The sequence below is a fragment of the Tsuneonella sp. HG222 genome, assembly GCF_053819185.1.
Genome location: NZ_JBSOQZ010000002.1, coordinates 264,155 through 276,676, shown reverse-complemented (window position 1 = coordinate 276,676; position 12,522 = coordinate 264,155). Strand labels below are relative to the sequence as shown.

11 protein-coding genes are annotated in these 12,522 nt (G+C 69.6%); 10 read left to right on the top strand and 1 reads right to left on the bottom strand.

Annotated elements, in window-relative coordinates; all coding sequences use genetic code 11:
* Window positions 1-177: 177 nt before the first annotated feature.
* From ACWPMZ_RS12895 to ACWPMZ_RS12880, 4 genes are all read left to right on the top strand, one after another.
* Window positions 178-744: a hypothetical protein gene (locus ACWPMZ_RS12895; protein ID WP_455704467.1), complete on the top strand. Its 567-nt coding sequence runs from the start codon at window positions 178-180 to the stop codon at window positions 742-744.
* 23 nt (window positions 745-767) lie between these two features.
* Window positions 768-1,505 carry a response regulator gene (locus ACWPMZ_RS12890; protein WP_455704466.1) on the top strand — a complete coding sequence of 246 codons (738 nt, stop codon included), beginning with the start codon at window positions 768-770 and terminating at the stop codon, window positions 1,503-1,505.
* The gene (locus ACWPMZ_RS12885) at window positions 1,505-2,890 is read left to right on the top strand and encodes an ATP-binding protein (RefSeq protein ID WP_455704465.1); all 1,386 of its coding nucleotides are present in this window, start codon (window positions 1,505-1,507) and stop codon (window positions 2,888-2,890) included. The genes ACWPMZ_RS12890 and ACWPMZ_RS12885 overlap by 1 nt, the downstream gene beginning before the upstream one ends.
* A gap of 83 nt (window positions 2,891-2,973) precedes the next feature.
* Entirely contained in the window at window positions 2,974-5,682 is a 2,709-nt protein-coding gene (locus ACWPMZ_RS12880) for a M1 family metallopeptidase (protein WP_455704464.1), read from the top strand.
* Here the strand turns inward: ACWPMZ_RS12880 and ACWPMZ_RS12875 are convergent.
* Window positions 5,660-7,234: a helicase HerA-like domain-containing protein gene (locus ACWPMZ_RS12875; RefSeq protein ID WP_455704463.1), complete on the bottom strand. Its 1,575-nt coding sequence runs from the start codon at window positions 7,232-7,234 to the stop codon at window positions 5,660-5,662. The genes ACWPMZ_RS12880 and ACWPMZ_RS12875 overlap by 23 nt on opposite strands.
* A 96-nt stretch (window positions 7,235-7,330) precedes the next feature.
* Between ACWPMZ_RS12875 and pabB the strand changes: the two genes are divergently transcribed.
* The 6 genes from pabB (at window position 7,331) to ACWPMZ_RS12845 (ending at window position 12,401) form a co-directional block, all read left to right on the top strand.
* Window positions 7,331-9,157 (top strand): aminodeoxychorismate synthase component I, encoded by a 1,827-nt coding sequence (gene pabB, locus ACWPMZ_RS12870; protein ID WP_455704462.1) that lies wholly within the window; start codon window positions 7,331-7,333, stop codon window positions 9,155-9,157.
* Entirely contained in the window at window positions 9,154-10,329 is a 1,176-nt protein-coding gene (locus tag ACWPMZ_RS12865; RefSeq protein ID WP_455704461.1) for a pyridoxal phosphate-dependent aminotransferase, read from the top strand. The genes pabB and ACWPMZ_RS12865 overlap by 4 nt, the downstream gene beginning before the upstream one ends.
* Complete coding sequence (locus ACWPMZ_RS12860; RefSeq protein WP_455704460.1) at window positions 10,326-10,982, top strand: RluA family pseudouridine synthase; 657 nt, start codon at window positions 10,326-10,328, stop codon at window positions 10,980-10,982. Before ACWPMZ_RS12865 ends, ACWPMZ_RS12860 begins: the two co-directional genes overlap by 4 nt.
* The gene (gene arfB / locus ACWPMZ_RS12855) at window positions 10,975-11,379 is read left to right on the top strand and encodes an alternative ribosome rescue aminoacyl-tRNA hydrolase ArfB (protein ID WP_455704459.1); all 405 of its coding nucleotides are present in this window, start codon (window positions 10,975-10,977) and stop codon (window positions 11,377-11,379) included. Before ACWPMZ_RS12860 ends, arfB begins: the two co-directional genes overlap by 8 nt.
* A gap of 121 nt (window positions 11,380-11,500) precedes the next feature.
* Window positions 11,501-11,668: a 50S ribosomal protein L33 gene (gene rpmG, locus ACWPMZ_RS12850; protein ID WP_455704458.1), complete on the top strand. Its 168-nt coding sequence runs from the start codon at window positions 11,501-11,503 to the stop codon at window positions 11,666-11,668.
* Between the two features lie 64 nt (window positions 11,669-11,732).
* A complete protein-coding gene (locus tag ACWPMZ_RS12845) occupies window positions 11,733-12,401 on the top strand; it encodes a LolA family protein (RefSeq protein WP_455704457.1) in 669 nt (222 codons plus the stop codon).
* Window positions 12,402-12,522: the final 121 nt, after the last annotated feature.

Below are 12,522 nucleotides of genomic sequence, written 5' to 3'. Positions count from 1 at the left end.
ACGCGGCGTCCAGCATTGGACAATTCGCGACACTTTAGACCGGGCGCGGCATATCCCTGCGACATTGCGGGGGTAGACCCCAATGCACAGAGCAACGGCTGCCGGGCGATATCCCTCCCCCCCCTTCTGTCCGGCGGTCCGTTGCTCTACCATAAACCCGATACCGGAGTGCAGCCCATGACCAAGTTCACCCTTTCGCTGATCGGCGGCGTCGCCGCCCTGGCCTGCGCCGCCCCGGCGCTGGCGCAGGACCGCGCCCCGCAGCCCGACATGACCCGCGCCGCCGTGCAGGAACGCAGCCAGCAGGCCTTCGAGCGCATGGACGCCAACAAGGACGGCAAGATCGACGCCGCCGACCGCGAGGCGCGCCAGAAGGTCCGCTTCGACCATCTCGACGCCGATAACAACGGCCAGCTCAGGTTCGCCGAAATGACCGCCAAGCGCGAACGTGCACAGGGCGCTGCGGCTGCCGGCCAGCGGGCCGAGCGCGGCGGCAAGCGTGACGGCGCGCGCATGGCCATGCGCGGTCACCGCGGCCCCGGCATGATGATGCGCGGCGGCACGGCGGCCGATGCCGACAAGGACGGCGCGATCACTCTCGCCGAATTCCAGGCCGCGGCGCTGGCCCGCTTCGACAGCACCGATGCCGACAGGAACGGCACTGTGACCGCCGCGGAGCGCAAAACGCAGCGCGACCAGATGCGGCAGCAATGGCAGCAGCGACGCGCCCAAAGCGCCAGCTGAACGATTGGAGGGGGCATGACATCGTGACCACGGAACAGGCGCCCACCCGCCTGCTCCTCGTCGATGACGAGCCGAGCCTGCGCGAGCCCCTGGCGGACTATCTGGTCCGCCAGGGGTTCGTCGTGCGCCAGGCCGAAGACGCGGCCAAGGCGCGCACCGCCCTGCGCGAGGAGACGCCGGACCTCGTCCTGCTCGACATCATGATGCCGGGCGAGGACGGGCTTTCACTGTGCCGCCATCTGAGCGAAGCCCGGCAGATCCCGGTCATCCTGCTCACCGCGCGCGGCGAGCCGATGGACCGCATCGTCGGCCTCGAGATCGGCGCCGACGACTATGTGCCCAAGCCCTTCGAACCGCGCGAACTGGTGGCCCGCATCCGCTCGGTCCTGCGCCGCTCCCATCGCCCGCCGCCGCCGGGCGACGAGGACGCGCTCTACGAATTCGACGGCTGGAAGCTCGATCCGCTCAAGCGCAAGCTGACCGGGCCCGACGGCACCGTCGTGCCGATTTCCTCCGCCGAGTTCCGCCTGCTCGTCGCCTTCCTCAGCCACCCGCGCCAGGTGCTCGACCGCGATCGCCTGCTCGACATGGTGCAGGGCCGCGAGGCGCATCTGTTCGATCGCGCGGTCGACAACCAGGTCAGCCGCCTGCGCCGCAAGATGGAAGAGGACACGCGCGAGCCCCGCCTGATCCAGACCGTCTGGGGCGGCGGATACCGGCTCGCGGCAGACGTCCGGCGTCTCCCGTCCGAGGGCGATTGATGGCGCGCCTGCTGCCGCGCAGCCTGCTGGGCCAGATGCTGCTGGCGGTCGGCGTTGCGCTGCTCGTGGCGCAGGGCATCGGCGGGGTGCTGCTGTGGCGCGCGGAAGAGCGCCGCCGCGAATTCGGCGCGATGAACGGCCTGGCCTTCCAGCTCGTGGCCGAGCCGCGCGTCGATTTCCGCTCGGACCGTTTCCGCGGATCGAGCGAAACCGGCCGCCGCTGGCGCCGCTTGCGGCTCGAAAGCAGCGATGCGACTCCGTTGCGCCCCGGGGAGGTCACCGATCCGCGGCGTGAAACGGTCCTGGCCGAGATACTCGCCGAACAGGGCGTCACCGTGGGCGATCTGGTGGTGCTTCACCGGCCGGTCCACAGGGACAGCTACGTCCAGCGCCGGCTGCAGGAACGCTCGCGCTGGCGCAGCGACGAGGACTGGAAGGACGGCGATCTGATCGTCGCGGGGTTGCGCAAGCAGGGCGAGGACGGCTGGCTGATCGCCCGCGTTCCGGTTCCCATGCCCGAGCCGCGTGCGCTCGGTTCGGTCATCATGCAGACGCTGCTGCTCTACGTGATCCTGGTCGGCGGGCTGGCGCTGCTGCTGCGGCGCATCACCCGTCCGCTCGCGGCCCTGACCAGGCGGCTCGAGACCTTTGCCGAAACGCGCGAGACCAACGGCCAGCTCGAACCCAGCGGCCCCGAGGACACCCGCCGCCTGATCGCCGCGCACAACGCGATGGAAGAGAGCATCGCCGCCCTGCTCGACGAGAAGGACGTGATGCTCGGCGCGATCGGGCACGATCTGAAGACTCCGCTCGCCGCCCTGCGGGTGCGCATCGAATCGGTCGAGGATCCGGTCGAGCGCGACCGGATGGCCCGGTCGATCGAGGACATTTCGGGGACCCTCGACGACATCCTTTCGCTCGCCCGGGTGGGCCGTCCGGCCGATCCGCTCGAGCGGACCGACCTGCGCGCTGTGGTGGCCGACGTGCTGGCCGAATTCGAAGACACCGGCGAGCCGGTCACCCTGGCCGACGGGCCACGCATCGTCCTGCCGCTGCGCGCCACCTGGCTGCGGCGGGCGCTGCGCAACCTGGTCGGCAACGCCGTGCGCTATGGCGAGAAGGCCGAGATTTCGCTCGACGTGGACGGCGCCTGGGCGGTCGTGGTGGTCGACGATGTCGGCCCAGGGATTGCGGCGGACCAGATCGACGCGATGCTCGAACCGTTCACCCGCGGCGATGCCTCGCGCAACCGCGCCACCGGCGGCGCGGGGCTTGGCCTGACGATCGCGCGTGCCATTGCCTCGCAGCACGGCGGGCGCCTGGTGCTGGCCAACCGGCCGACCGGCGGGCTGCGCGCGGAACTTCGGTTACCGATGAAACGTTAACCGCTGTCGATAGGCGGCTTCGCCTGCGACCCCATGCCCGTGTAGGCGCGCGGGAAGAGAACAACTCCCTATCGGAGGGTCGCATGCGCTTTACCTCGACGGCCGCCGCGGCGGCCCTGCTGGCCGGTTGTGCCACCGTTCCCGACGCCGCTGCGCCGCCGATTGTGGTCGCGCCCGGCCCCCTGCCGGCCAGCGTCACCAGCGAATTGCCGCGTAATGCCCGGCCGACGCATTATGCGATCGAGGTGGGGCCCGATGCGCAGCGCCTGACCTTCACCGGCTTTACGGCGATCGATCTCGAGCTGTTCGAAACCAGCCGCGCAGTCACGCTCAACGCCGTCAAGCTGAACCTCGCCAAGGCCACGCTGACCCCGCTGGCCGGCGGCACGGCCACCCCGATGGCCATCTCGCTCGACGAGGGCAAGGAAACCGCGACCTTCACCGCCCCGACCGACCTCGCGCCGGGCAAGTATCGCCTGGCGATCGACTACAGCGGCAAGATCGGCACCCAGGCGAGCGGCCTTTTCGCGCTGGATTATCCCGACAAGCGCACCGGCAAGCCTGCCCGCGGCCTGTTCACCCAGTTCGAGACGCCGGACGCGCGCGAGTTCGCCCCGCTGTTCGACGAACCGAGCTACAAGGCGACCTTCAGCCTGTCGGCCGTGCTGCCGCAGGGCGAGATGGCCGTGAGCAACATGCCGATCGAGAGCGAGGAAGCGCTCGGCGATGGGCGCAAGCGCGTCCGCTTCGCAACCACGCCGCCGATGTCGAGCTATCTGCTGTTCTACGCGCAGGGCGATTTCGAGCGGCTGGCGGCCAAGGCGGCCGACGGCATCGAAGTGGGCATCGTGGCGCCTGCCGGCAGCGGCGACACCATGCGCCCGGCGCTCGAGTATACCTTGCCGCTGGTCGGCTATTTCAACGATTACTTCGGGGTCGATTACCCGCTGCCCAAGCTCGACAACGTCGCCGCACCGGGCAGCTCGCAGCAGTTCGGCGCGATGGAGAACTGGGGCGCGATCATGACCTTCGAGGGCAGCCTGCTGCTCGACCCCAGGCTCACCAGCCCCTCGCGCATCGCCTACCTGTACACGACCATCGGCCACGAGGTCGCGCACCAGTGGTTCGGCAACATCGTGACGATGGAATGGTGGGACGACCTGTGGCTGAACGAAAGCTTCGCCAGCTGGATGGAATCCAAGTCGACCGACCACTTCCGGCCCGAATGGTCGGTCCCGGTCGGCAAGGTCGCCGGGCGCGAGACCGCGATGGCGACCGACGGGCTGGCCAGCACCCGCCCGATCATCGTGCGGGCGCGCACTGCCGACGAAGCCGACCAGCTGTTCGATGCCATCGCCTACCAGAAGGGCGAGGCGGTCCTGACCATGCTCGAGGCCTACGCCGGCGAGGATGTCTGGCGCGACGGCCTGCGCCGGTACATGCGCGCGCACCAGTTCGGCAACGCGCGGACCGAGGAGCTGTGGCAGGCGATGGAAGCGGCCGGGGCCAAGGGCCTGGTCGCCGTGGCCGACAGCTTCACCCGGCAGAAGGGCGTCCCGCTCGTTGCGGCGACGGTGCGGTGCGAAGGCGGGCGCAGCGTTCTCGGCCTGACCCCGGGACAGTTCAGCCGGGACGAGAAGGACCGGGTGGCGGCCAATCCCAACAGCTGGCTGATCCCGATGAGCGTGAAGGCGGCCGACGGATCGCTCCACCGCATCGTGCTCGACGGCAGCCGCGATCTCGACCTGCCCGGGTGCGGTCCGGTGATCGTCAACGGCGGGCAGATGAGCTATTTCCGCACGCTCTATGCGCCCGAGATGCTGGCCGCGCTTACCGCGAAGATCGCCGCGTTCGACCCCGTCGACCAGCACGGCCTGATGCGCGACAACCTCGCCCTGGCAGAGGCGGGATACCAGCCCTACGGCCCGGCGATCGACCTGCTGGCGGCGATCCCCGCCGATGCCAATCCGGTGGTCGCCAGCGCCGCGCTGGCGGAATGGGACAAGTTCTACTCCGGGCTAGATGAGCAGGCCGACAAGGCCGAACTCGCCGCGGTCGTCGGTACCCACTGGACGCCGCGCCTCGGCGCCTTGGGCTTCGATCCGATCGCGGGCGAGAACCTGCGCGATACCGAACTGCGGGCCACGCTGATCGCGCTGCTGGGCGAAATGGGCGAGGAGACCGTCGCGGCCGAAGCCGACCGGCGGCTGGCGCTGCTCGCGGCCGATCCGCGCGCGCTCGACGGGCCCATGAAGCAGACCTGGCTCGGCATCGCGGCGCGCAATGCCGATGCGGCCCAGTGGGACTTCCTGCGCGGGCTTGCCGGCAAGGCCGCCACCAGCACCGAGCGCGACACGCTTTTCGCGCTGCTCGGCGCGGCGGAGGACGAGGCGCTCGCCCGCAAGGCGCTGGCCCTGGCGATGAGCGAGCAGGTCGGCGCGACCAACGCCGCGCAAATCCTGCGCCGCGTCTCCACGATCCATCCCGACCTGGCCTACGACTTCGCGCTCGCCCGGCGGGCGGAGGTCGAGGCCCTGGTCGACGATTCGTCCAAGCCCGGCTTCCTCGCCGCGCTGGCCGACGGGTCGAAGAACCCGGCGATGATCGGCAAGCTGGAGGCCCTGCGCGCCACGCTGCCCGATACGCAGCGCGCCTCGGTCAACCGGGTGCTGGCGCGCACCAAGCAGCGGATCGCGAGCGGCAAGGTGGCAAGCGAAGCGCTGGCCCTCTGGCTCGATGTCAACGCGCCGCGCCTGGCCGACGCCGCGCCTAGCGCATCAGCCCGCCGATGAGGTTGCGCACGAACCGCCCCACGTAAGGCCCGGCGAGCTCGGTCGCGATCGTGCCCGCGGCCGAGCTGGCGGCGGTCTTCATCGGGTTGGCGCGCGACTTCTTGCCCAGGATCGCGCCGGCGGCGATCGACGCGCCCGATCCCAGCGCCGCGCCGGCGGCGCGTTTCGCCGCCTTGCCCCAGATGCTGGTCGACTTGCGTTCGCGCTTGCCGACCTCGGTGCGGCTCGTCGCCTCCACTTCCTCGGCCGTCTCGGCGGCATCGGTCGCCTTCTGCGCCAGCACTTCCTCCGCGCTCTCGCGGTCGATCCGCTCCTCGTACTTGCCGCCGTAGGGGCTGACCGACTGGATGATCGCCCGCTCCTTGGCGTCGAGCGGGCCGAGCCGGCTGCGCGGCGGCCTGATCAGCGTGCGCTGGACGATCGAGGGAGAGCCGTCCTCCATCAGCGTCGAGACCAGCGCCTCGCCGGTCTTGAGCTGGGTGATCGCCTCGGCCACGTCGAGCTCGGGATTGATGCGGAAGGTTTCCGCCGCGGCGCGGATCGCCTTCTGGTCGCGCGGGGTGAAGGCGCGCAGCGCGTGCTGCACCCGGTTGCCCAGTTGCCCGGCGACTTCCTCGGGAATGTCGATCGGGTTCTGCGTGACGAAGTAGACGCCCACGCCCTTCGAGCGGATCAGCCGCACGACCTGCTCGATCTTGTCGAGCAGCGCGCCGGGCGCATCGTCGAACAGCAGGTGCGCCTCGTCGAAGAAGAACACGAGCTTCGGCTTCTCGGGGTCGCCAACCTCCGGCAGGGTCTCGAACAGTTCGGCCAGCAGCCACAGCAGGAAGGTCGCGTAGAGCTTGGGGCTCTGCATCAGCTTGTCGGCCGCCAGCACGTTGATCAGCCCGCGGCCCTTCTCGTCGACCGCGATGAAATCGGTGATCTCGAGCGCCGGCTCGCCGAAGAACATCGCCCCGCCCTGGCTGTCGAGGCTGAGCACCGCGCGCTGGATCGTCCCGACGCTGGGCTTGGTGACGTTGCCGTAGCGCGCCGACAGCTCGCTGGCGTTCTCGCTGGTATGCGCCAGCATCGCGCGCAGGTCTTCGAGGTCAAGCAGGAGCAGGCCCTGTTCGTCGGCGAAACGGAAGACGATGTCGAGCACGCCCTGCTGGGTGTCGTTGAGGTCGAGCAGGCGGCCCAGCAACAGCGGCCCCATCTCCGACACCGTCGTGCGGATCGGGTGGCCCTGCGTGCCGTAGAGGTCCCAGAACACCACCGGGTTGTCGCTGTAGGCATAATCGGTCAGGCCGATGTCGCGCGCGCGCTGCTCGAGCGAGGCGGCATGCTTGAAGGTGGGCGATCCGGGCATCGCAATGCCCGCAAGGTCGCCCTTCACGTCGGCCATGAAGACCGGGACCCCCTCGGCCGAAAAGCTCTCCGCCAGACCCTGCAGCGTCACCGTCTTGCCCGTGCCGGTCGCGCCCGCGATCAGCCCGTGGCGGTTGGCGCGCGCGAGTTCGAGCGCCTGGCGCTCCCCGTTTGCCGCCAGTCCGAGGAAAATCGAGGCCATGTCCGCTCCGTCCGTTGGTCTGCCGCAGGATGTGGCGCACCGCGCACCGCGCGGTCAAGGAATAGACTTGGGCCGATTTCCGGCTAGAGCGGCGCAATGCCGTCCGGCGAGCCTTTCATTCTCCTCGACGATGCCCGCAGCGAAGACGCGGCGGGCGCGCACCTGTTCGAACATCCGCAGGCAGTCTTCGTCGCCTGGCGGCCCGAGGATGTCTCGCGCGTGCTGGCCGAGGCCGATGCGGCGCGCGCGGCGAGCGGCGGCACGCTAGCGGGCTACATAGCCTACGAGGCGGGCCTGGCGCTCGAGCACCGGCTGATGGCGCTGGCCGGCAAGCGGACCGGTGCCGACGGGCCGCTGGTCTGGTTCGGCCTGTTCGACCGGCCGCAGACCATCGCGGCGGATGCCGTCGAAGGCTGGCTGGCGGAACGCGGCGGGCAGGGGCAGGCCTCGATCGGGCCGCTCGATCCGGCGATCTCGACCGGCGCCTACCTCCAGGCGTTCGAAACGCTGCAGGAAGCCATCCGCGCGGGCGACATCTACCAGGCCAACCTCACCCTGCGGCTGGTGGGCGCGGCGCGCGGCGATCCGGTGGCGCTCTACCGCGCGATCCGCCCGGCGGCGAACGCGGGCTACGGCGGGCTGATCTTCGACGGCGCTCACTGGCTGCTGAGCTTCAGCCCGGAACTGTTCTTCAGCCTCAAGGGGCAGGAAGCCAAGTGCAAGCCGATGAAGGGCACGCGCCCGCGCGGCACCGACGCGGCCGACGACGAAAGGCAGAAGGCCGAACTGCAGACGTCCGAGAAGGACAAGGCCGAGAACCTGATGATCGTCGACCTGCTGCGCAACGATCTCAGCCGCGTGGCGCAGGCCGGCACGGTGCGGGTGGAAGCGCCTTTTGCGGTCGAGACCTATCCCACGCTGCACACGATGACGACCACGGTGCGCGCCCGGCTTGCGCCGGGGAAATCCGCCGTCGACATGGTTCGCGCGCTGTTCCCCTGCGGCTCGATCACCGGGGCGCCGAAGATCCGCGCCATGGAACTGATCGACGCCGTCGAGCGCGATGCGCGCGGCCCTTACTGCGGGGCCATCGGCCGGATCGGCCCGGCGGGCGCCGACGGCAGCCTGGATGCCGCGTTCAACGTCGCCATCCGCACGATCCGCCTGACCCCGGGGGAGAACGACAAGCACCATGCCGTGCTCGGCGTGGGCGGGGCCATCGTGGCCGACAGCGACGGCATGGGCGAATGGCGCGAGTGCCTGATCAAGGCTGGGTTCGTGCGCGGCAGGGCCGGCGGGCACGACCTGATCGAATCGATGCGCTTCGACCCCGACAGCGGCATCGAGCTGCTCGAACTGCACCTGGAAAGAATGAAGGCGAGCGCGGCGGAGCTTGGTTTCAGCTTCGACCGGCACGAGGCGCGCAACCGCATTCACGCGCTGTGCTTCGAGCTGGAGAGCCCGGCCAAGGTGCGGCTGATCTGCGCGCGCAGCGGCGCCTTGGCGCTGGAGGCCCAGCCGCTCGGCACGCAATCGTCCGGGGCGGCCATGCCCGATCCGGCACGCTGCATCGCGCTGCCCCTGCCGGTGGTGAGCGGCGACTGGCGGCTGCGCCACAAGACCACCGACCGCGGCTTCTACGAAGCGGCCCGCGCCGTGGCGCAAGGGGCAGGCGCGGACGAGGCGCTGTTCGTGCGCGACGACGGGCTGGTCACCGAGGCCTGCCATTCCAACCTGTTCGTCGAGCGGGACGGGATGCTGCTCACTCCGCCGGCCGGGCTCGGCCTGTTGCCGGGCGTGCTGCGGCGCAAGCTGCTGGAGGAAGGGCGGGCGCGCGAAGCCGAACTGAGCCTGGGCGACCTGGCGGGTGGATTCCTGCTCGGCAATTCGGTGCGCGGCCTGATGAAGGCGGCGCTGGCATGAGCCAGCCGCATCTCAGCCAGGCGATCCGCCGGATCGAAGCCTCGCCCACCACGGCCATGACCGACCGGGCGACCGACCTGCGCGAAGCCGGGCGCGACATCATCTCGCTCTCGGTCGGGGAGCCCGACTTCGCCACCCCGCCGCACGTCATCGCCGCGGCCAAGGATGCGCTCGACGCGGGCGACACGAAATACACTCCGGTCGCGGGGACGGCCCGCCTGCGCAAGGCGGCCGCGCTGCATTTTGCGCGCGACCTGGGCATCGCAGCCGATCCCGCCGACGTGATCGTCAGCGCGGGCGGCAAGCAGGCGATCTTCGAAGCGCTGGCTGCGACGCTGTCCGACGGGGACGAGGTCATCGTGCCGTCGCCCTGGTGGGTCAGCTACCCGCAGATGGTGCGGTTCTGCGGCGGCAGCGTGGTGCCGCTGCGGACCGATGCGGCGCGCGGTTTTCGTTTCGATCCGGCCGAGGTCGAGGCGCTGATCGGCCCGCGCACCCAGTGGCTGATGCTCAACAGCCCCGGCAATCCGACGGGCGCGGTCTATTCCGCCGAGATGCTGGCCGGAATCGGCGAGGTGCTGCGCCGGCACCCGCAGGTCCTCGTCCTGTCCGACGACATCTACGCCCCGCTGATCTACACCGGCGAACCGCATGCCACGCTGGCCGCCCTGTGCCCCGATCTCGCCGACCGGGTCTGCACCGTCTCGGGCGTCAGCAAGAGCCATGCGATGACCGGCTTCCGGATCGGCGTGGCCACCGGGCCGCGCTGGCTGATCGCGGCGATGGCGAAACTGCAGAGCAATTCCAGCGGCAACCCCGCCTCGATCAGCCAGGCGGCGGCGGTCGCCGCGTTCGAGGGGCCGCAGGATTTCCTGCTCGACTGGCGCGAGACCTTCCGCCGCCGGCGCGACATGGTGGTCGCCGCGGTCAACGCGATACCCGGCCTGTCCTGCCCGGTGCCCGACGGCGCGTTCTACGTTTTCGTGGACGCGAGCGCGCTGATGGCCCGCTTCGCCGATGATGGCGCACTGGCGCTGCACCTGCTCGAACACGGCGTCGCGGTCGTCGCGGCCAGCGCCTTCGGCGGAAAGGACGGCTTCCGCATCAGCTTCGCCGCCGACGACGCTGTGCTCGAAGAGGCACTGCGGCGAATCGCGGAGGCACTGGCATGACCGACATTCCCATCCTGTTCGAAGACGGCGAGGCGCTGGTGATAGACAAGCCGGGCGGGCTGCCGATCGAGACGCCGCGGGCGGGCGGCGCGTCGCTGGAAGACCATCTCGAGAACCTCAAGCTCGGCTTCCAGCGCCCCCCGGTCGCGGTCCACCGGATCGATACCGACACCTCGGGGTGCCTGCTGCTGGCGCGCAACCCCAAGGCGCTCAAGCGGTTCTCCCGCGCCTTCGAGGACCGGACCGTCGGCAAGCGCTACCTCGGCATCCTGGCGGGCGTTCCCGCCGAGTCGGAAGGCACGGTGGAACTCTCGCTCAGCAAGATCAGCAGCGCCGAAAAGGGCTGGCGGATGATCCCGGCGAAGAAGGGCAAACCCTCGCTGACGAATTGGCGCGTCGTTGCTGAATTCGACGGCCGCGCGATGGTAGAATTTCATCCTCAGACCGGCCGCACCCACCAGATCCGCGTCCACGCGGCGAGCGGGATCGGCCTGCCGCTGCTCGGCGACCCGATCTACGGCGACGGCGCGGGAGCGTCCCGCACGATGCTCCACGCCGCCGGGCTCGAGATACCGCGCGAGGGCAAACCGCCGGTGGTCGCCGCCGCGCCCCTGCCGCCCGACTTCGCCGCGCTCGGTTTCACCGATGGATGAGACGGTCGAACGGGCCCTCGCGCTGGCGCAGGAAAGCTTCATCGCCGCCTCCGGCCCCGGCGGGCAGAACGTCAACAAGGTGGCGACCGCGGTGCAGGTGCGGCTCGACGTGTTCGCCCTGCGGCTGACCCCGCCGGTGTTCGCTCGCCTCAAGGCGCTGGCCGGCACGCGGATGACCGCCCGGGGCGAGATCGTGCTGACCGCCCGCAGCTTCCGCACGCAGGAAGCGAATCGCGAGGACGCGCGCAAGCGCCTCGCCGCGATGGTCGAGGCCGCGCTGGTCGAGCCCAGGACGCGCGCCAAGACGCGGGTCAACCGGGTGGGAAAGGAGCAGCGCCTGCAATCCAAGAAGGCGCGCGGCACGGTCAAGGCCAACCGCGGCAAGGTCGACTGGTAGCCGCTTGCGCTTGACTTTTGCCCGTCCCTGACGCAATGGCGCGCCCGGATGGGCGGCCATGCGTGCCGCCCTTGGTTTTTCGGGGCCTCGCGCCCTTCACGAGACATTTGGGAATAGAACGATGGCGAAGCCCGCAACCATCAAGATCCGGCTCAACTCGACCGCCGACACCGGTTTCTTCTACGTCACGAAGAAGAACCCGCGCAACACGACCGAGAAGATGAGCTTCCGCAAGTACGACCCGATCGCGAAGAAGCACGTCGAGTTCAAGGAAGCCAAGATCAAGTGAGCTTAACCGCCGGAACCTTCGGGGTTCAGTGGCGGTTCAATGCCCCGTACCTAAGCACGGGAGCATGACGATCTTGCATTCACCCATTCGTAAACCCCTGCGCGCCGCGATTGCCGGCGCGCTGGCCGTTGCCCTGCCCGCCGGCACCCTCCTGGCGCCCACCGCGCCCGTCGCGGCGCAGCAGCAGGGCTCGCTCGACCAGGTGGTCTCCGCCCTGCGCGGCATTTCCACCATGAAGGCCGATTTCACCCAGACCGACCGGTCCGGCAAGTCGCTGCGCGGCGTGCTGACGCTCAAGCGCCCGGGCAAGATCCGCTTCGAATACGCCAAGGGCACCGACATGCTCGTGGTGTCCGACGGCAAGGCGATCTCGTTCGTCGACTACGAGGTCAACCAGGTCCAGCGCTGGCCGATCGGCAACTCGCCGCTCGGCGCCCTGCTCGACCCGAACCGCGACGTGAAGCGGTTCGGCAAGCTGGTTCCGACCGGCAATCCCAATGTCTATTCGATCGAGGTGCGCGATCCCAAGAAGCCGGAATACGGCGTGATCACGATGGTCTTCGTCAAAGATGCCTCGGCGCCCGGCGGGCTCGAGCTTTCGAGCTGGGTCCAGCTCGATGCGCAGAACCAGCGGACCACCGTGCGTCTGTCGAATCAGCAGTACGGCGTGGCGGTGGCCAACTCGGCATTCACCTTCCGCGATCCGCGCCGTTCGTCCCGTCGCCCGGGTTAAACGCTTCGCCCCCGATTTGCCCCGCTGCTGCGACAAATTGAAACGGACCATTCATTACGCAGCAAGGCAGCGGTGCGTAATTAAAGCATAACAAGACGGCGGGAGGCGGGTTTCCCCCCTG